The sequence below is a fragment of the Nocardia sp. NPDC019219 genome (assembly GCF_040632645.1).
In the GTDB taxonomy this organism is placed as follows: Bacteria; Actinomycetota; Actinomycetes; order Mycobacteriales; family Mycobacteriaceae; genus Nocardia; species Nocardia sputorum.
In genome coordinates, this window is the sequence record NZ_JBEYCG010000014.1 from 89,116 (window position 1) to 107,257 (window position 18,142).

The following is an 18,142-nucleotide window of genomic DNA, read 5'->3' on the forward strand; positions in this document are numbered from 1 at the left end:
CATCACAGAGCCAGGTCCGTCACACGAAGACCGGCCCGTCCCGCACGTGAATCCACGCGCCCGGAACGGGCCGATCGGCGCCGGAGCACCGTGCAGCCAGGGCCACTGCCGAAGGTTTGCCCAGAATATGCCGAGAATCGCTCCTGCGCCGTCTATGGCTTCGCCTTCCTGCGGCGAAAAGGACGCGCAGAATTAGCGCGCGGGGCCGCGGCCTACAGGTCGAAAAGCGGTCCGGTGATGGTCAATCCGAGTTCGTCGACATGGGCGAAGAACGCGAACAACATCAGGGCGGCGCCGGCCAGGGCCACGTCCTTGCTGAACTGGATCAGCTCGGTCTGCTTGGCCTCGCCATCGGTCTCCTGCCAGAACCGGTGCATCACGAAAGCGGTCGGCAGCAGCCCGAGGACGAGCAGCAGCGATCCGAGGTCGGCCCAAATGCCCAGCAGCACGCTCAGACCGCCGAGGGCGAACAGCGCGCCCGAGCCGAACACGGCGGCCTTGGCCATCGGCACGCCTTTACTCTGCGCATACCCCGCCATCGCTTCGGTGCGGGTGAAATGGCCGAGGGCGGAGGTCAGGAACAGCATCGCGAACAACACGCGTCCGATCAGCACCACGACATCCATGTCCAGCTCCTCGCTGTCGGGCAACTACGTCCTCGTCGGCATGACCTTGGCGGTGACCTCGTTGCGGAAACGTAGCGAATTCTTGGCGTATTCCAGGGGGGCCATACCCACTTCCGTGGTGAACTCACGCGAGAAGTGCGCTTGGTCGAAATATCCGAGATCCGCGGCCAACGCGGCGAGGTCTTCGGTACGGCCTTTCGCGAGCAGTTCGGCGCCGTCCTGCAACCGGTAACGCCGCAGCACCCATTTCGGTCCCGCGCCGACGTACCGGCGGAACATGCGCTGCAGCGTGCGGGCGGGCACGCCGAACCGCTCGGCGATCTGATCCACCCTGGTCAGCTCCTGGTCGGTGGCCATGGCATCGACGATGCGCAGCACCAGCCGGTAGGTCGGGTCCTCGACCGCGGGACGGTCCGCGAGGTACTCCTCGACGACGCGGCAGCGCTGGTCGACCGTCGGCGCGTCGAGCACCCGCTCGGTCAGGCGCGCGCCTTCGGGCAGCACGTCGGCGACGGGCACCGCGCGGTCGCGCAACGAACCGACGTCCACGCCGGTGAACGCGCCGAATCCGCCCGCCCGGAAACGGATTCCGAACGTCTCACCGAGCCCGCCGAGTTCGCGCGTGAACTTCGTGGTGACCACACCGTTGACGAATCCGCCGGTCCGCGACTCCGACCGTTCGAAGGTGACGTTCACGCTCGGATACGACAGCACCTCCGCCCGGTACGGCGGCCTGCCGCGCAGGTCCCAGCGCACTGCCCAGTACCACTCGACGTAGCGGTCCACCACGGAGCCCGGCGGCACACGGACCAGGGACCGGTGCCTCGCCTGCTCGTCCGGATGCAGGATTCCCTTGGTGTCGGTGGGCGCGAGGGGATTGCGGGCCTGCGGCGGCTCGGCGGCGGGTTCGGCGCTACGCGGCACGATGTCGCTTTCTTACAAGACCCGCCGGCCGCGACCGGCAAAAGTAGTGGCCATGACGAACACAGTGAATCCCATCGCCGACGGCTACCACTCGATCACCTGTTTCCTCGCGGTCGGTGACGGCAACAAGGCTATCGATTTCTACACCGCCGTTTTCGAGGCCGAGGTGATCACTCGCAACGACCTGCCCGACGGCCAGCCGGCCCACGCGGAACTGAAGATCGGCGACTCGACCCTGCAGCTGGGAATGCCCATGCCGGACAACGGCGTGCTGGCGCCGAACGGCGAGTGGGTGCACACCTCGATCGTGCACTACTGCCCCGACGTCGACGCGGTGGTGCGGCGCGCCGTCGAACACGGCGCTCGCAAGGTCGAGGAGCCGCAGACCTTCGTGACCGGCGACCGGTTCGGCGTGGTGATCGATCCCTTCGGCCACCGCTGGGCGGTGCTCACCAAAGTGGAGGATGTCTCGCGCGAAGAGGCCGAGCGCCGGGTGAACGAATGGCTGGCCACCCAGGCCTGACGGCTCGGCTGCCTCCGCGGTCGTTCTAGGGACGGCCTGCGGAGGCGGCGGCGCGCCCCGGGTCAACTCAACCCGGCGGCGTCCATGCCGCGCAGTTCCTTCTTGAGATCCGCGATCTCGTCGCGCAACCGCCCGGCGAGTTCGAACTGCAGCTCGCGGGCCGCGTTCATCATCTGCGCGGTCAGCTCTTTGACCAGATCGGCGAGTTCGGCACGCGGCATCGACTTGACGTCGCGGCCCTCGTAGACACCCGCGCTCACCGCCCGTCCGGGCTCGCCCTGCGCCCGCCTGCCGCGGCTGGCGTTGCGCCCGGAGCCGCCGACCTCGACCTCGGTCTCGTCGGCCTCGCGGTACACCTGGTCGAGGATGTCGGCGATCTTCTTGCGCAGCGGCTGCGGATCGATCCCCATCTCCTCGTTGTAGGCGATCTGTTTCGCGCGGCGGCGCTCGGTTTCGTCGATGGCGAACTGCATGGAGTCGGTGATCTTGTCCGCGTACATGTGCACTTCGCCGGAGACGTTGCGCGCCGCGCGGCCGATGGTCTGGATCAGCGCGGTGGTACTGCGGAGGAATCCTTCCTTGTCCGCGTCGAGGATCGCCACCAGCGACACCTCGGGCAGATCGAGACCTTCGCGCAGCAGGTTGATGCCCACGAGCACGTCGTATTCGCCGAGCCGCAGCTGCCGCAGCAGCTCGACGCGGCGCAGCGTGTCGATCTCGGAGTGCAGGTAGCGCACCCGCACGCCAAGCCCGAGCAGGTAGTCGGTCAGATCCTCGGCCATCTTCTTGGTGAGCGTGGTCACCAGCACCCGCTCGTCGCGCTCGGTGCGTTCCCTGATCTCGTGGATCAGATCGTCGATCTGCCCCTTGGTCGGCTTCACCACGACCTTGGGGTCCACCAGGCCGGTCGGCCGGATGACCTGCTCGACCACCTCACCGCCGGTCTGCCCGAGTTCGTACGGCCCCGGCGTGGCCGACAGGTACACCGTCTGCCCGATCCGGTCGGCGAATTCCTCCCAGGTCAGCGGACGGTTGTCCACCGCGGACGGCAACCGGAAGCCGTACTCCACCAGGTTGCGCTTGCGGGACATGTCGCCTTCGTACATCCCGCCGATCTGCGGGACGGTGTTGTGCGACTCGTCGATGACCAGTAGGAAGTCCTCCGGAAAGTAGTCCAGCAGCGTCGCGGGCGCCGAACCGGCCGGACGGCCGTCGATGTGGCGCGAGTAGTTCTCGATGCCGGAGCAGAACCCGACCTGCCGGATCATCTCCAAGTCGTACTGGGTGCGCATGCGCAGCCGCTGGGCCTCCAGCAGTTTGCCCTGCCGTTCCAACTCGGCGAGCCGATCCTCCAGTTCGGCCTCGATGTCGCGCACCGCGCGTTCCATTCGTTCCGGTCCCGCCACGTAGTGGGTGGCGGGGAAGATCCGCACCATGTCGACCTGGCGGACGACGTCGCCGGTGAGCGGGTGCAGGTAGTACAGCGCCTCGATCTCGTCGCCGAAGAACTCGATGCGAACGGCGAGCTCCTCGTAGGACGGGATGATCTCCACCGTGTCGCCGCGCACCCGGAACGAGCCGCGGGTGAACGCCATGTCGTTGCGCGTGTACTGCACGTCGACCAGCAGCCGTAGCAGCGCGTCCCGGTCGATCTCCGTGCCGACCTCCAGTTGCACCGAGCGGTCGAGATACGACTGCGGCGTGCCGAGGCCGTAGATGCACGACACCGAGGCGACCACCACCACGTCGCGCCGGGACAGCAGGCTGGAGGTCGCCGAATGGCGCAACCGCTCGACGTCGTCGTTGATCGAGCTGTCCTTCTCGATGTAGGTGTCGGTCTGCGCGATGTACGCCTCGGGTTGGTAGTAGTCGTAGTAGGAGACGAAGTACTCGACGGCGTTGTTGGGCAGCATCTCGCGCAGTTCGTTGGCCAGCTGGGCGGCGAGCGTCTTGTTCGGCGCCATCACCAGCGTGGGCCGCTGCAACCGCTCGATCAGCCAGGCCGTGGTGGCCGACTTTCCCGTGCCGGTGGCGCCGAGCAGCACCACGTCGCGCTCCCCCGCCTTGATCCTGCGCTCCAGCTCGGCGATCGCGGCCGGCTGGTCGCCCGCCGGCTGGTGTTCGCTGACCACCTCGAACCGGCCGCCGACGCGCTCGATCTCGCCGACGGGGCGGAACTCCGAGTGCGCGAGCGGCTGCTCGGCGGCCCTGTCCTCGAAGCCCTCCGCCGGAATCTCGGTTGCGAATGCCATGCTCACCAGCCTAGGCCCACCCACCGACAGGTTCCCGGGTGCAGTCGGACGGTCACCGACCGGCACCGACCGAGTAACCGTCACTGTGATCTCGATCACGTCGAGGCGGCGGCGTCTCACCGCGCCGACGAGGCGTCGGGGTGCGCCGCCGAGCCGCCCGCCACTTCCCGAAGACGCCGCCGATCGGCGAGCCGACCGGCCCGGGCGGCCGCCGCAGGCAACGAGGAATGCGCGAAAGCCGATAGGGGTATACCGAAAACAACCGGCCCGCAACACTTTCGCCGAGCACCCGCAGTCAGGCGCCGCGATCATCCCCGGGGGGCCGGACAGTTACCGCGGACGGCCGCGCGAGCGCGTGCCCGCCGACGCATCGCACAACCGCGTCGAGGCCACTGCGAGCGGACCGTTACATGTCCGAAATGTCCGTTGCCGCAACAGGTTTCGTGCGGGCGAACACCTTATCGCGAACCGCGCGGCGACCCCGCGCCAGGTGTAACCTGATCTGGTTGTTCGGACGTGGTGAAGGACAAAGCCATGAGCGGTCTGCTTCCATTGCTCGTCGCCGTGCCGGCCGTGACCGGCCTCGCCGGGTACGTCGCCAGGGATATCCGCGCGGTGGTTCCCTCCGTCACCGGCGCCGCCACGGCCGCCCCACCGGGGTCGATCGCCGCGGCCACACCGGCGCCGCACCGGCCCAGGGTGGAGTTCTTCAATCTGGCCGAATTGACCAATACCGACGCCAAGGGCTTCGTCCGCCCGGTCGATCGTTTCCACGCCGAGCCGTGGGGCCTGTACATGGCCCGCCGGGTCGGCGGAACGGATTCGCACTACCTCGAATCCTGGTTGCTGCCGCAACTCTCACTGCGGGCGACGCTGGCGCGGACCAACCCGGCACACCACCGGGAACCGGTCTACCGCCTCGACGTCGGGGAGTTCACCCGCGTCGGCCAGAAGCGCTGGAAGGCGGTGGACCAGTACTTGTCCATCGCCGTGCGCCGCGGGCGCACCGCCGAACTACTCGGGGTCGACGAGCTGCTCGCCGCGCACGCCGCCGGGCTGGTCGACACGGCGCAGGCGCACCGGGCGTTCGAGCGGGCCACGGCCGTGCTGGACGGGCTGGCCGCGCACGAGCACCGCGTGGAGAGCTGGCTGGCCACCCACGGCATCGTCCTCACGTGGATGTAGCCCGCGGATTACTGCCCCGGCTCGACGCGTCGAGAACGGCGGTAGATCCTTGATACATGACGCAGGCACCCATCGTCGACGTGCACCGGCCCAAAGTGGAGTACTTCAACATCGCGGATCTGACGAATACGGATCCGAAAGGCTTCGTGCGCCCGGTCGAGAAGTACCACGTCGAGCCGTGGGGCCTGTACATGGCCCGCACCTCGGATCATCCGCAGTTCCACTACATCGAGTCGTGGTTGCTGCCCAAGCTGCACCTGCGCGCGACGATCTTCCACTATCTTCCGGCGCATCGGCGCGACCAGGACTTCTACCTCGACATCGGTGATTTCACGGCGGTCGCCCCGAAGAAGTGGAAGTCCGTCGATCACTACCTCGACATCGTCGTGCGCTCCGCGCGCGAGACCCAACTGCTCGACGTCGACGAGCTGATCGCCGCCCACGCCGCCGGGCTGATCAGCCTCGCCGACGCCGAGGCCGCCGTGCAGCACGCGACCGCCGCCATCGACGGCATCGCCGCCAACGGCCACACCTTCGAGGGCTGGCTGGAAACCATGGACATCACCTTGACCTGGCTGTAGCCCAAGCCGTGTGGCACACTCGCCGGTCCGCTAGGGCGCCGACGAATCCCGCCAAGCGAGCGCCCTGGGATAAGCGGCGTCGAACCAGGGCTCCTTGACCCCGAGATAGACCGCGGTCGCCTCCGCGCCGCTCAGTCCAGCCGCCTTGGCTTCGCCCTCGCGCTTGACGGCGACATACTCCGCGCGGGCCTCGGCGTCGGCCCGCAGCCAGTCCCGCAGCAGGAGCGCGTACTGCTGCCCGGGCGAACCGTCGACGCGCACGTGCACGTTGGCCAACCGGCCCGGATCGGCGCTCTGATGGAAGCGCTTGGTCCACAGCGTGAGGTCTACACCCGCGGGGTCCTGCGGCGTCGGCTTGGGATTGTCCTGGGTGTTCTCCGGCCGCACGGGGAATCCCGCCGCACCGAGGGCGTCGCGCAGGCCGTCGGCGGCGGCCAGATCGGCGACGGTGATCTGCAGATCGATCACATCCTTGGCGGGCAACCCCGGCACCGAGGTGGAACCGATGTGATCGATCCGGGACGCGGCGCCGCCGCAGGCCACCCACAACCGGGCGATCAGCCGCTGCGCGTGCGCCGGCCAGGACGGATCGGCGGGCACGAGCCGGATGTCGCCGCGGCGCGCGGGCGTCCCGGCCCGCAGGTTCCGCTCGAACGGCACCAAACGCTCGGCCCACAGCCTGCGTACCTCGGCCTCGACCGCACCCGGCTCGCCGCTGTTGTCCAGCAATACATCGGCAACGGCCCGGCGCTGTTCGTCGGTGGCTTGTGCGGAAATACGCGCGCGCGCATCGGCTTCGGCGACGCCACGGAATTCCACCAGACGGCGGATACGCGTTTCGGCATCGACGTCGACAATGAGCACGAGATTCATCAGCGGCGCCAGACCGTTTTCCACCAGAAGCGGAATATCCTGCACCACAACGGCGTCCGCGGGCGCGGCGGCGATCAATTCCGCCGTGCGTTTTCCGACGAGTGGGTGGGTGATCGAATTCAGTTTCGCGCGCGCCGCGTCGTCACCGAAGGCCTTGGCCGCCAAGGCCGGCCGATCGAGGCTGCCGTCCGCCGCGAGGATGTCGGCGCCGAACGCATCCACCAGCGCGGCCAGGCCCTCGGTGCCCGGCTCCACCACCTCCCGGGCGATCAGGTCGGAATCGATGACCACCGCGCCGAGGTCGGCGAGCGCCCGGGCCACCGTCGACTTCCCCGCTCCCATGCCTCCGGTGAGGCCGATTCGTAACATTCGACCAGTCTCGCATCCGGACCGGGCTCGGGCGTCCGCCGCCCCGATCGCGTCCACCCGGCCACGAAGCCGATTCGGTCGATTACCCGATGGGCCCGCGCATTCCACCACTCGCGGCGCCATTTGCCCGTTCCGTGACAACGCCGAGACCGATTCGCAACAATTCCGGATGTTTGCCGTTGCGCGGCGGCGACTTTCCGACACGCCGAGGCAATTACTCGGGCAAAATACTCTGCCGAGCACTTTCGTTCCGCTAATCTTCGCCGTGGCGATCCAGGCCGACACCAGCGAAGCAAAGGAACACCATTGGGCACCAGAATCAACCAGACGGGTCGCCACCGCCTGGGCATGGCGGGGCGAGTGCACTGCATTCAGATCCCCGCTGTCGCGGCGGCGCTCGCCGAGCACCGCCGCTCTTGGTTCACCGCGTTCATCAGTCCCGCGCGGCACAGTTTCGCTGCCATGCGGAACCGTCCGGCCGCACCCGCGGTCCGGTGGGTACCTGCTACCGCAAGCTGAACCCGAGTTCGAAGTGGCCCAGCCTCTCGCCAAGGCTGGGCCACTGTTTTGCGCGCCCGGTTTCGCTGTGCGGCACGATGATCCGTCCACCGCATCACCCCTTGCGCAACCCGAAATGCAAGTACAGATGCAAGGTCGCTTACCCGCGGGACCGCCCAGCGCTCCGGTAGGCACAGCACCCCACGATGGTTGCGGTCGCAGTAAAACCTCGAGTCGTGCGACGAACGACACCCTCGGTCCGTGTCGTGTGGAGGAATGTTTCCCGAATTCCGGGTGATTTTTCGCGCACGTCCGAGCGGGCGGTGCAGTGGTCAATCCCGAGCCGAGCCGTGCCGCCGTCCCCGGCAATGGACGGACCCGCGGTAAGGAAGACACAGCGCCGAAATACCGATACAGCAAAACGGTGACGGTGTTGGCGACGTGTACAGCGGCGTAATATCCGCCACATTCGAGCCCTACGGATTATCGATCCGGCGCATCTCCGGCAATCTCGGGTTACGACGCCAAAGACCGGCGATCCGCGCCTGCCACGGGGCATCGGCCGGGTCACGCGGTCGCGGAAGGGCGCCGCCGAGCCGGATTCGGCAGCCCCAGGGCGGTGTTGAGCCGGTAGGCCCCGCCCAACCCGTGGAAGATCGCCATGCTCAGACCGCCGACGCCGATGCTCACCGCGCCGGCCCACGGATGATCGGCCAAGTCGGCCCAGTACACGATCAGCGCCGTCAGCAGCAGTCCGAGGAATCCGGCCACGGAATTGCGCACGGGCGCGTTACCCGTCACGTTCGGGAACTCCTCCCCCATCATCCCTTTCACTCTCGAGCTCGAGGGCTGGCGGGACGCGCCGCCGCAGCGCGTCGTCGCCTTGCTGCGCCACGCTTTTCACGACATCGCGCACGGGCCCGCGGAGCCGGGCTCCCGCGCGACGACGCCACCGGCACGCTAGACCGGCACCAGCCCCGCGCCGCCGGAACAGGGCGTCCGGCGTCGCCGTCGATTACGGCTTCCCAGCCGCCCTGCACATCCACGCAGAGCCGACGCCGCTGCGGAAGCACCGCGGCGGCTCGTACCTAAAAGCCGAGAGACCGGACCAGGTCACGCATCTCGACGCGGAAAAGCTTGGCCGGGTCCTGTGATTGCGGATACAGGTGGCCGTACACCTCGAGCGCGATCGGTCCATGCATGCGGCCCCACATACGCAGTGCGAGGGCGAGCGCGTCGGGAGGCAGCTCCGGGAACTCGGACCGGACATGCTCGGCCAAGCCCGCGTCGAAGTCGGACCACGCGCAGTCCTCCACGGACTGCGTCGCCGCGGCTTGGGGCCACGCGGCGGCCGCGAGACCGACCAGGCCGGTGCAGGCGCGCAATTCGGCCGCGGCGGCGGCCCCGCCCGGCGGCGGCCGATAACCGGCGACCGGATCGCCGTAGATGAGCCGGAATTCGGCGGGCCGCTCGACCGCCCATGCACGCACTGCTTCCGCCCAGGCGACGATGCGCCCTGCCGGATCGTCGACCGGAACGGCGTCGCGCGCGGCTTCCAGCCGGTCGACCAAAGCGGTGTAGACGTCCGAGATGAGCGTGGAGATCAATTCGTCGCGAGTGGCGAAGTAGCCGTAGATCGCGCCCGCCGTCATCCCCATCTCACGGGCGATGGCCCGCAGCGAGATCGCGTCCGGGCCGCCCTCGGCCAGGAGCCGCATCGCGATCGTCTCGATGTCCTCCAGCGTCTGGGCGCGCAGGCGCTCCCGGCGACTTCTCACGATCTCGGCCACGGTTGACACCCTACAGTGTTCGGCTACTATCTGCCGTATTCTTACTGAACGCCGTGTAGTAAATGAATAGCGTTAAGGAGTGGTCATGGATATCGGTGTGTTCGGCGCGACCGGCATCATCGGATCGCGCGTCGTCAGCGAAGCGCTGCGCCGGGGGCACCGGGTCACCGCCTTCACCCGCGATGCGGCGCGGTTTCCGGCCCGGCGCGGGGACGAGGCGTGGGCGGTGGCCGACTGGCTCGACGCCGGCAGCATCGCCGAGGCGATCACCGGCCGCGACGTCGTCGTAAGCGCTGTGAACGCCGGCCACGGCATCGCCGACACCATCGCCAGGGCGGACGATTTCGTGGTGGGCGCGCGGGCGATGGTCGCCGCGCTCGACCGGCAGCCGCGCGTGCGCCTGATCGCGGTGGGCGGGGCGGGCAGCCTCGAGGTGGCACCCGGCGTGCAGCTGCTGGACACCGGAGAGGAGTTCACCCGCACCCTCACCGAGGTGCTCGACGTGCCCGCTGAGTACGCCCGCGTCGTGCGCGCATTACGCGACGCGTTGAACATCTATCGGCTGTCCAACCGCAAGTGGACCTATCTGAGCCCCTCCTCCGGACGGATCAATCCCGGCGAGCGCACCGGCCGCTTCCGGATCGGCGGTGATCAACTCCTGGTCGGCGGCCCGGACATCACCGCGGAAGACGTGGCCGTCGCCCTCCTCGACGAAGTCGAACTGCCGCGCTTCGTCCAGCGCCGCTTCACCGTCGGATACTGAGCGGACGCACCAGGCGGAAGCCGCGCTCCACCACGATCGCCACGTCTGCGGGACCTGGCCTCGGCCAGGTGGCCGGCGCGAACGCCGACCGAGCGCGGCTCGCAGCGGCTGCCGCGATGGGGTCGGCAGCGTGCGAATGATCACCGGCGCCCTGCGCGCCGCACCGCTGTCGCGTGCCCGACCGCTGCACATGTCCACAGCACGGGCCCGATCATCGACCACCGCCCGCTTGCAAGAGCTGACCATCGGGACCGGTGCCGGGCACGCGGTTTCTGTCGGACCCCTCCGGCACAATACGAAGTGTCGGACGTCGATCTGGTTGCCACACAAAGTAATCCGCAACCCGAGAGATAGGGGTCCTCATGCCCGACGTCAAAGCTTCGACGCCCGACCGACGCGCCGTGGACCACGAAGAGCCCGTGGCCTTCACGGCGGAAATCGACCGGCACCGGTCCCTGCTGCGCCCCGCTGCGCAGGATTACCGGTGGCGCGTGGCCCAGCGGATCGAGCACCTGGATCCGTCGGACCAGGAGCCGTGGCTGCGGCAGGCGGACCAACTGGTCGAGTCGCTGATGATCGACCCGGTCCGGCACAGCGATTTGGACTTGGATGCTTACCGAGCCATCCGGGACGGCATCCCCGTCCACTACGACACCGAACGCAGAACGTACGTCTTGCGTCGCCCGGGGCAGGACCCGCTGGTGATCCGCCCCGGATTGCCCGAGCATCGACTCGGCGTCATCGCACGGCTGGCCTCGCGCGGATTGCGGCTCGAACAGATACAGGTCGTCGCGCTCACCACGGCTCAGATGGTGGCGCCGCACGAGGCGGCACGGCGACCCGCGCACGCGCCACAAGTCGAACGCGGCGGTACCACGAAGACCTCGCGCACCGGGAAGGTCTGAAGGCGCTCAGCGAAAACGACTGTGCCCCAACCGAACCGCCGGTTGGGGCACAGTCGTTCGAACTATTGCCTATCAGGCGTTGCCGGACAGCTTCTCCCGCAGCGCCGCCAGCTGGGCGTCGCTGGCCAGCGAACCACCGGCGGGCTCGGCCTGGCTGGCGGAGGACTGCGAACCGCTCTCGGAGGAGTAGTTCGACGCGCCGCCACCGTTCGCGGCCTCGGCCGCGGCGTCGGCCGCCATCTTCTCCATCTGCGCGGTGTGCATCTTGTGGCGACGCTCCGCCTCGGCGTAGCGGCCTTCCCACTCCTCGCGCTGCTTGTCGAAGCCCTCGAGCCACTCGTTGGTGTCGGGGTCGAAGCCCTCGGGGAAGATGTAGTTGCCCTGCTCGTCGTAGCTGTCGGCCATGCCGTACTTCGACGGGTCGAACTCGGCGTGGTAGTCCTCGTTGGCCTGCTTGAGGCTCAGCGAGATCCGGCGACGCTCCAGGTCGATGTCGATGACCTTGACCATCGCGTCGTCGCCGACGGCCACGACCTGGTCCGGCACCTCGACGTGGCGCTCGGCCAGCTCGGAGATGTGCACCAGGCCCTCGATGCCCTCCTCGACGCGGACGAACGCGCCGAACGGAACGAGCTTGGTGACCTTGCCCGGCACGATCTGGCCGATCGCGTGGGTGCGGGCGAACTGACGCCACGGGTCTTCCTGGGTCGCCTTGAGCGACAGCGAGACGCGCTCGCGGTCCAGGTCGACGTCGAGCACCTCGACGGTGACCTCGTTGCCCACCTCGACGACCTCGGACGGGTGGTCGATGTGCTTCCAGGACAGCTCGGAGACGTGCACCAGACCGTCCACGCCGCCCAGGTCGACGAAGGCGCCGAAGTTGACGATCGAGGAGACCACACCCTTGCGGACCTGGCCCTTCTGCAGCTGGTGCAGGAACTCGCTGCGGACCTCGGACTGGGTCTGCTCCAGCCAGGCGCGGCGGGACAGCACCACGTTGTTGCGGTTCTTGTCCAGCTCGATGATCTTGGCCTCGATCTCCTTGCCGACGTACGGCTGGAGATCGCGGACCCGCCGCATCTCGACCAGCGACGCGGGCAGGAAGCCGCGCAGGCCGATGTCGAGGATCAGGCCGCCCTTGACGACCTCGATGACGGTGCCCTTGACGGCCTCGTCCTTCTCCTTGAGCTCCTCGATGGTGCCCCACGCACGCTCGTACTGCGCCCGCTTCTTCGACAGGATCAGGCGGCCTTCCTTGTCCTCCTTGGTGAGAACAAGGGCCTCGACCTCATCGCCCACGGAAACGACCTCGTTGGGGTCGACGTCGTGCTTGATGGAGAGTTCGCGAGAGGGGATGACGCCTTCGGTCTTGTAACCGATGTCGAGCAGGACCTCGTCGCGATCGACCTTGACGATGGTTCCTTCGACGATGTCGCCGTCGTTGAAGTACTTGATCGTGGCGTCGATGGCGGCGAGGAAATCCTCGGCGGAGCCGATGTCGTTGACGGCTACCTGCGGCGAGGTGACGGTGGTGGGCATATGTCGGTTTGCTCCGGACGGATTGTGGTCGGTTGCGGACATTGGAACTTTCGGTACGCTGCGATCTCACCGCGAGGTGTGAAGACGGACACTTAGGAACGTACCGCACGCGACGCGCGTGAAACTCAGCACGGGTTGAACTCCGGTACGGTTGTACGGAAGACACTCGCGCGTTCAGCGTACGCGACCTCGGTCCGGGCGGGCAAACCGTCGGGTCGCCACGCCGATAGTCTGATCGGCGTGTCGGAAGATCGCCATGCGCAAGCAAACGCACTGCTCGGAACGGCGGGCACGGCGCGGACCCGGATCGGATCGGCGGCCAGCAGGGTGGCCAGCCGACGGTGGTGGGACGCCGATGCCGCCCAATACCACGAGACGCACGGGGATTTCCTCGGCGTCGACTCCGCCGGCGGCGAGTTCGTGTGGTGCCCCGAGGGTCTCCACGAGGGCGATATGCGATTCCTCGGGGACGTCTCCGGCAAGCGGGTGCTGGAGATCGGCTGCGGCTCGGCCCCGTGCTCGCGCTGGCTGGCGGGACAAGGCGCGCGTCCGGTCGGGCTCGATCTGTCGCGCGGCATGCTGGAGCGGGGCCTGGCGGTGATGGCGCGCGGCGGTCCGCGGGTGCCGCTGGTCCAGGCGGACGCCGAGGCCCTTCCGTTCGCGGAGGCGTCGTTCGATCTGGCCTGCTCGGCATTCGGCGCGGTGCCGTTCGTCGCCGATTCGGGGTTGGTGATGCGCGAGGTGGCGCGCGTGCTGCGGCCGGGTGGACGCTGGGTCTTCTCCGTGAACCACCCGATGCGCTGGATCTTCCCGGACGATCCCGGCCCGGCGGGGCTGACCGCCACCATCCCGTACTTCGATCGCACGCCTTACGTCGAGCTCGACGGCGACGACGTGCCCGTCTACGTCGAGCACCACCGCACCATCGGCGACCGGGTCCGGGAGATCGTCGCGGCGGGACTGGTGGTGGAGGACATCGTCGAACCGGAATGGCCGGAGTGGCTCGAGCGCGAATGGGGGCAGTGGAGCCCGCTGCGCGGCGAGTTGTTCCCCGGTACGGCCATCTTCGTCACGAGGAAGCCCGGACCGTGAGGTGCCGGTCGTCGATCAGCTCGAGGAGGGATACCTCGTGGCTGACCAGCAGCATCTGCGTTCGGGGCAGGTCGATGAGCTTGTGCAGGCTGTCCCGGAAGGCTTCGGCCTCCGCCATGGTGTCGAAATCCAGCTCCACGAGCACCCGGTTCGGGTTGTGCGTGAATCGGGCCACCCGGCAGTTGCGAGCTCCGGCCTCCGCGAAGAACTGCTCCAGACCGTCGAAGGCGGGCTTCCACGTCTCGTAGTCACGCACGGTGTCGTCGATGTGCACGATCGTGGTCATCATTTCCCCTTTCGGTGCCGATGGCCGGACATTTGCTGACACCTTGCAGTCTTCGCGCCCTCGAGCCAGGGCACCATCTCTGATCGGTATCGAGGTCGTGTCACTGCGACTTCGGTTTGCGCCCCGCCTGCTCCAGCGCCAGACGCAGCGCGTATTCGATCTGGGCGTTGATACTGCGCAGGTCGTCGGCCGCCCACTTCGCGATGGCGTCGTGGACGGCCGGGTCCAGGCGTAGCAGCAGTTTCTTGCGCTCGGCCATGGGCAGTCCGCCTCAGGAGTAGAGCGAACCGGCGTTGACGACGGGCTGGGTGGGACGGTCACCGCACAGGACGACGAGCAGGTTCGACACCATCGCCGCCTTGCGCTCCTCGTCCAGTTCCACCATGCCCTCCTGGGTGAGCCGCTCCAGCGCCAGGCCGACCATTCCGACCGCGCCTTCGACGATCCTGGTCCGCGCCGCGACCACCTGGGCGGCCTGCTGGCGAACCAGCATCGCCTGGGCGATCTCGGGCGCGTAGGCGAGGTGGGTGATCCGCGCCTCCAGCACCTCGATACCCGCCATCTCGGTGCGTTCCCGCAGTTCGACGGTCAGTTCCTCGGCCACCTCGGCGCCGTCGCGCAGGCTGGTGGTGTCGGCCTCGTGCGCGTCGTACGGGTGCGTCGTGGCCAGGTGCCGGACGGCCGCTTCGGACTGGGTCTCGACGTACTCCTCGTAGTCGTCGACGGCGAAGGCGGCCTTGAAGCTGTCCACCACCCGGTAGACGACCACCGCGGCGATCTCCACGGGGTTGCCGTCGGCGTCGTTGACCTTCAGCTTCTGCGTCTCGAAGTTGCGCACGCGCAGCGAGATGCTCTTGCGGTCGGTCAACGGGAGCACCGAGAAGAAGCCCGGTTCGCTCACCGAGCCGACGTAGCGGCCGAAGAACTGGACCACCTTGGCCTCGTTCGGGTTCACCACCGTCAGCCCGGTCGCGAGCAGCAGCAGGACGACGACCACGACGGTCGCCGCCACCGCGCCGCCCACGGCGAGGGCGTTGCCGTCCCGGGCGCCCACGACGAAACCGAGCGCCGCGCCGCCGCCGAACAAGACCGTGAGCACGAACCACCCCAGCAGCACCAGGAAGCCGTTGACGTGGAACGCGGGTCGAAACTGCATGACATCCTCCCAATATCAGAGTGATATCACGAAGATAGCATGCTGCCGCCGCGCCCGGCCAGAGCGCGGCGGCGGCGAATCACCCGGCGTCCGGCCGGATATTGCGGTTGAAGCGGAACAGATTGCGGGGATCGTGCCGAGCCTTGAGCGCGGCCAGCCGGGCGTAGGTGTCCGGCCGATACCCCGCTCGGGTCTGTGCCTCGTCCGCTTCGGCGCCCGCGCCGTAGAGGAAATTCAGGCTGTGGCCGAGCGTCCACGGCGCCAGCGCTGCGCGGATTCCCGCCCGGGTCGCGGTGTCGGCCGGATCGGTGATGATCCGCACGATGTACGCCGCGTCGCGATGGTCCACCGCGATCCCGGCGTCGCCGGTGCGGGCCAGCGCGCCACCGAGATGACGCACGTCGACGACCGCCCCGGCGCCGGATTCCGGGCCGGCGACGTCGAGCAGGGCCGCGGCAGTCTCCGCGGTGAACTCGCCGAGCAGGGCGTTGGTGGCCGCGTAGGCGTGCGGGTGGTCGGGGTCGCTGTGAATGGTGTGCGACTCGGTGTACGGCATCGCGCGCAGGTCGTCCTTCAGGCGTTCCCCGACCGCCCGCAACGGCGCGACCAGTCGTTCACCTTCCTCGGCGGGCCCGTTGTACGCGATCCGGACCGAGGCGACGTACCGTCCCCGCAGCGGCGCGGGCACCTGCGGGATGTCCGGGAAGGCCAGCATGGTGACCGTCGAGGTCACTTCGTCCGGCACGGTCGCGGTCCACCGCCGCCACGCCTCCAGCGCCCGCTCGACCAGCGGCGTGTCGAAGACCAGCTGTCCGCCGTACACCGTTTTCACCGGAACCAGGCCGACCTCCAGCCCCGTCACGACGCCGAAGTTGCCGCCGCTGCCGAGCACCGCGCCGAACAACTCGTCCTCCGGCGTCAGAGTGCGCACCCGGCCGTCGGCGGTGACCAGCTCGATCGTCCGCACGTGCTCGGCCGCGTAGCCGAACTGACGCGCCAGCAGCCCGACGCCGCCGCCGAGCAGATAGCCCACCACGCCGACCGACGGCGACGAACCGTTCAGCGGCGCCAATCCGTGCTCGGCCGCCGCCTCGACCAGCGCGCCGGCACGCACCCCCGCGCCGACGTACGCGGTCCGGCGGGCCGGGTCGATCCGGACGCCCGTCATCCGCCGGGTGCTGATCAGCAACCCACCGTCCGTGGCGACGGACAGCCCGTGGCCGGTGGCCTGCACGGCGATCGGCAGATCGTGGCGCGCGGCGTACTCCACGGCGGCGCGCACGTCCTCGGCGTGCACCGCCCCGACGACCAGCGCGGGCCGGTGCGTATAGGCGGTTTGGAAGCCGGCGATCTCCGCGTCGTAGCCCTCGTCCCCGGGGCGGAAGACCGGACCGGTGAAGATATCGAGCTTTTCCGTGGTCTGTGCTGCGTTGTTTCCCATGCTTCGACCATGCTCCACCAGGCGTCAGAAGTAAAACAGATACTTCTTCTGAACGTTATAATGATTAGTTATGGAATTGCGGCAACTCCGCTACTTCGTCACCGTCGCGCAGGAGGCGAGCTTCACGCGCGCCGCGGCACGGCTGCACTTGGCTCAGCCGGGGCTCAGCGCCCAAATCCGGCAATTGGAGCGCGAACTCGGCCATCCGCTGCTCGACCGCGGCGGGCGCGGCGTCACCCTGACCGAAGTCGGCGCCGCCGTCCTGCCGCACGCGCGAGCGGCGCTGGCCGCCGCCGAGCGAGTCACCCACACGGTGGACGAGTTCACCGGCCTGCTGCGGGGTCAAGTCCGGATGGGCCTCATCTCGGGGGCGGCGGTCGAGGAGTTCGACGTCGCCGCCGTGCTCGCGGACTTCCATCACGACCATCCGCAGGTCGGCATCAGCCTCACCGAGGACACCTCGGAGCGGATGCTCGCCGCCCTCGGCCGGGGTGAGCTGGACATGGCCCTGATCGGCCTGACCGGCGCGGAGCTCGATCCTGCCATCGGCATCGAAGTAGTGCTGGAGACCGCGCTGGTGGCCGCGGTCGCGGCGGCGGAGCCCAGCTGCGGTCCCGAGTTGCCGCTCATCGCACTGCGCGATCGTCCGCTGATCTGCCTGACACCGGGCACCGGCATTCGCGGCGTCTTCGAGCGAGCCTGCGCGGCGGCCGGATTCGAGCCCGGCATCGCCTACGAGGCGGCGGCGCCCGCGCTGCTGCTGCGCCTGGCCGCACGCGGTCTCGGCGTGGCCGTCGTGCCCGAGCTCACCGCCGCGGAGGCCGCGGCCTTCGGGGTGCGGACCATTCGCATCGTCGAGCCGGAACCGCGTGGGCGGCTCGCCCTGGCCTGGCGCACCGACCGCCCGGCGAGCCCGGCTGCCAAGGTGCTGCTGGGACAGTTGCGCCTCGCCTTGCGCACCGATACCTGAGCCCAGCGACCACCCACCCGGGCGTCGCGACCGAACTGCTGCTCGCGCGGCCGGACAGCGCAGCCCTGCCCACCCACCGCCCACCCCGCGTCATGCGACCCGACGCCCAATGTCCAGCTCGGGCAGGTGTGCACCGCCCTCCGCGCCGACAGGAAGCAGGGCTTCGAGCCTCGCCACGAGAACCGTGGAAAGGCACCCTGCGCGAAATCACCCGAGAATGGCGGAACGCGAAGCGGGCGATCGCACCCGCGACCGAGGCGTTGCCCGGGCAGCGGGCGCATCGCCTACGCGCTGAGCGGTTGCCCGCACCGAATCGCGCACCGGAGCGGCCACCTCGGCCCGGGTGGCGGATCACAGGTCCGGTCCAGC

Annotated in this window: 18 protein-coding genes; 7 read left to right on the top strand and 11 right to left on the bottom strand. The window is 68.6% G+C overall.

Annotated features, from left to right (window positions below; genetic code table 11):
- Positions 1-212: 212 nt before the first annotated feature.
- Together ABZ552_RS24370 and ABZ552_RS24375 are read right to left on the bottom strand one after the other, a co-directional pair.
- Positions 213-650: a DoxX family membrane protein gene (locus ABZ552_RS24370; protein ID WP_350356340.1), complete on the bottom strand. Its 438-nt coding sequence runs from the start codon at positions 648-650 to the stop codon at positions 213-215.
- Positions 651-1,550 carry a helix-turn-helix domain-containing protein gene (locus tag ABZ552_RS24375; protein WP_281874388.1) on the bottom strand — a complete coding sequence of 300 codons (900 nt, stop codon included), beginning with the start codon at positions 1,548-1,550 and terminating at the stop codon, positions 651-653.
- A gap of 52 nt (positions 1,551-1,602) precedes the next feature.
- Here ABZ552_RS24375 and ABZ552_RS24380 point away from each other — a divergent pair, with 52 nt between their 5' ends.
- A complete protein-coding gene (locus tag ABZ552_RS24380) occupies positions 1,603-2,073 on the top strand; it encodes a VOC family protein (RefSeq protein ID WP_357439924.1) in 471 nt (156 codons plus the stop codon).
- 62 nt (positions 2,074-2,135) lie between these two features.
- Here ABZ552_RS24380 and uvrB read toward each other — a convergent pair whose 3' ends face one another.
- Positions 2,136-4,325, bottom strand: a complete 2,190-nt coding sequence (gene uvrB, locus ABZ552_RS24385) for an excinuclease ABC subunit UvrB (protein ID WP_281874392.1) — start codon at positions 4,323-4,325, stop codon at positions 2,136-2,138.
- Positions 4,326-4,859: 534 nt separating this feature from the next.
- On the opposite strand from uvrB, the gene ABZ552_RS24390 reads away from it, so the two are divergent.
- Together ABZ552_RS24390 and ABZ552_RS24395 are read left to right on the top strand one after the other, a co-directional pair.
- Complete coding sequence (locus ABZ552_RS24390) at positions 4,860-5,510, top strand: hypothetical protein (protein ID WP_281917140.1); 651 nt, start codon at positions 4,860-4,862, stop codon at positions 5,508-5,510.
- Between the two features lie 56 nt (positions 5,511-5,566).
- Complete coding sequence (locus ABZ552_RS24395) at positions 5,567-6,091, top strand: DUF402 domain-containing protein (protein ID WP_281874397.1); 525 nt, start codon at positions 5,567-5,569, stop codon at positions 6,089-6,091.
- Between the two features lie 30 nt (positions 6,092-6,121).
- Here the strand turns inward: ABZ552_RS24395 and coaE are convergent, their stop codons facing one another.
- The 3 genes from coaE to ABZ552_RS24410 form a co-directional block, all read right to left on the bottom strand.
- On the bottom strand, positions 6,122-7,333 hold the full coding sequence (coaE, locus tag ABZ552_RS24400) for a dephospho-CoA kinase (protein ID WP_281917139.1): 1,212 nt from the start codon (positions 7,331-7,333) through the stop codon (positions 6,122-6,124).
- Between the two features lie 1,065 nt (positions 7,334-8,398).
- Positions 8,399-8,656, bottom strand: a complete 258-nt coding sequence (locus ABZ552_RS24405; RefSeq protein ID WP_281874399.1) for a hypothetical protein — start codon at positions 8,654-8,656, stop codon at positions 8,399-8,401.
- A gap of 263 nt (positions 8,657-8,919) precedes the next feature.
- Complete coding sequence (locus tag ABZ552_RS24410; protein ID WP_281917137.1) at positions 8,920-9,621, bottom strand: TetR/AcrR family transcriptional regulator; 702 nt, start codon at positions 9,619-9,621, stop codon at positions 8,920-8,922.
- An 85-nt stretch (positions 9,622-9,706) separates the two neighbouring features.
- On the opposite strand from ABZ552_RS24410, the gene ABZ552_RS24415 reads away from it, so the two are divergent.
- Together ABZ552_RS24415 and ABZ552_RS24420 are read left to right on the top strand one after the other, a co-directional pair.
- Complete coding sequence (locus tag ABZ552_RS24415; RefSeq protein ID WP_357439929.1) at positions 9,707-10,384, top strand: NAD(P)H-binding protein; 678 nt, start codon at positions 9,707-9,709, stop codon at positions 10,382-10,384.
- Between the two features lie 362 nt (positions 10,385-10,746).
- Positions 10,747-11,289 carry a hypothetical protein gene (locus ABZ552_RS24420; RefSeq protein ID WP_281874403.1) on the top strand — a complete coding sequence of 181 codons (543 nt, stop codon included), beginning with the start codon at positions 10,747-10,749 and terminating at the stop codon, positions 11,287-11,289.
- Positions 11,290-11,361: 72 nt separating this feature from the next.
- Here ABZ552_RS24420 and rpsA read toward each other — a convergent pair whose 3' ends face one another.
- Positions 11,362-12,828: a 30S ribosomal protein S1 gene (gene rpsA / locus ABZ552_RS24425; RefSeq protein WP_063022430.1), complete on the bottom strand. Its 1,467-nt coding sequence runs from the start codon at positions 12,826-12,828 to the stop codon at positions 11,362-11,364.
- A gap of 240 nt (positions 12,829-13,068) precedes the next feature.
- On the opposite strand from rpsA, the gene ABZ552_RS24430 reads away from it, so the two are divergent.
- The gene (locus tag ABZ552_RS24430; protein WP_281874408.1) at positions 13,069-13,920 is read left to right on the top strand and encodes a class I SAM-dependent methyltransferase; all 852 of its coding nucleotides are present in this window, start codon (positions 13,069-13,071) and stop codon (positions 13,918-13,920) included.
- Here ABZ552_RS24430 and ABZ552_RS24435 read toward each other — a convergent pair.
- The 4 genes from ABZ552_RS24435 to ABZ552_RS24450 form a co-directional block, all read right to left on the bottom strand.
- On the bottom strand, positions 13,898-14,206 hold the full coding sequence (locus ABZ552_RS24435) for a hypothetical protein (protein ID WP_281874410.1): 309 nt from the start codon (positions 14,204-14,206) through the stop codon (positions 13,898-13,900). The genes ABZ552_RS24430 and ABZ552_RS24435 overlap by 23 nt on opposite strands.
- 100 nt (positions 14,207-14,306) lie before the next feature.
- Positions 14,307-14,465 (bottom strand): hypothetical protein, encoded by a 159-nt coding sequence (locus tag ABZ552_RS24440; protein WP_168434213.1) that lies wholly within the window; start codon positions 14,463-14,465, stop codon positions 14,307-14,309.
- 12 nt (positions 14,466-14,477) lie between these two features.
- Positions 14,478-15,362: an SPFH domain-containing protein gene (locus ABZ552_RS24445; protein ID WP_281874412.1), complete on the bottom strand. Its 885-nt coding sequence runs from the start codon at positions 15,360-15,362 to the stop codon at positions 14,478-14,480.
- Between the two features lie 79 nt (positions 15,363-15,441).
- Positions 15,442-16,803 carry an FAD-binding oxidoreductase gene (locus ABZ552_RS24450; RefSeq protein ID WP_357439934.1) on the bottom strand — a complete coding sequence of 454 codons (1,362 nt, stop codon included), beginning with the start codon at positions 16,801-16,803 and terminating at the stop codon, positions 15,442-15,444.
- 70 nt (positions 16,804-16,873) lie between these two features.
- On the opposite strand from ABZ552_RS24450, the gene ABZ552_RS24455 reads away from it, so the two are divergent.
- Positions 16,874-17,773 carry a LysR family transcriptional regulator gene (locus tag ABZ552_RS24455; RefSeq protein ID WP_357439937.1) on the top strand — a complete coding sequence of 300 codons (900 nt, stop codon included), beginning with the start codon at positions 16,874-16,876 and terminating at the stop codon, positions 17,771-17,773.
- The last annotated feature ends 369 nt before the right edge of the window (positions 17,774-18,142 follow it).

What these genes read in the sequence shown, in the direction of transcription:
- ABZ552_RS24455 (WP_357439937.1), top strand. Translation starts at nt 16,874, where the DNA reads ATGGAATTGCGGCAACTCCGCTACTTCGTCACCGTCGCGCAGGAGGCG.
- ABZ552_RS24445 (WP_281874412.1), bottom strand. Translation starts at nt 15,362, where the DNA reads ATGCAGTTTCGACCCGCGTTCCACGTCAACGGCTTCCTGGTGCTGCTG.
- ABZ552_RS24435 (WP_281874410.1), bottom strand. Translation starts at nt 14,206, where the DNA reads ATGACCACGATCGTGCACATCGACGACACCGTGCGTGACTACGAGACG.
- ABZ552_RS24420 (WP_281874403.1), top strand. Translation starts at nt 10,747, where the DNA reads ATGCCCGACGTCAAAGCTTCGACGCCCGACCGACGCGCCGTGGACCAC.
- ABZ552_RS24415 (WP_357439929.1), top strand. Translation starts at nt 9,707, where the DNA reads ATGGATATCGGTGTGTTCGGCGCGACCGGCATCATCGGATCGCGCGTC.
- rpsA (WP_063022430.1), bottom strand. Translation starts at nt 12,828, where the DNA reads ATGCCCACCACCGTCACCTCGCCGCAGGTAGCCGTCAACGACATCGGC.
- ABZ552_RS24440 (WP_168434213.1), bottom strand. Translation starts at nt 14,465, where the DNA reads ATGGCCGAGCGCAAGAAACTGCTGCTACGCCTGGACCCGGCCGTCCAC.
- ABZ552_RS24395 (WP_281874397.1), top strand. Translation starts at nt 5,567, where the DNA reads ATGACGCAGGCACCCATCGTCGACGTGCACCGGCCCAAAGTGGAGTAC.
- ABZ552_RS24405 (WP_281874399.1), bottom strand. Translation starts at nt 8,656, where the DNA reads ATGATGGGGGAGGAGTTCCCGAACGTGACGGGTAACGCGCCCGTGCGC.
- coaE (WP_281917139.1), bottom strand. Translation starts at nt 7,333, where the DNA reads ATGTTACGAATCGGCCTCACCGGAGGCATGGGAGCGGGGAAGTCGACG.
- uvrB (WP_281874392.1), bottom strand. Translation starts at nt 4,325, where the DNA reads ATGGCATTCGCAACCGAGATTCCGGCGGAGGGCTTCGAGGACAGGGCC.
- ABZ552_RS24390 (WP_281917140.1), top strand. Translation starts at nt 4,860, where the DNA reads ATGAGCGGTCTGCTTCCATTGCTCGTCGCCGTGCCGGCCGTGACCGGC.
- ABZ552_RS24450 (WP_357439934.1), bottom strand. Translation starts at nt 16,803, where the DNA reads ATGGGAAACAACGCAGCACAGACCACGGAAAAGCTCGATATCTTCACC.
- ABZ552_RS24380 (WP_357439924.1), top strand. Translation starts at nt 1,603, where the DNA reads ATGACGAACACAGTGAATCCCATCGCCGACGGCTACCACTCGATCACC.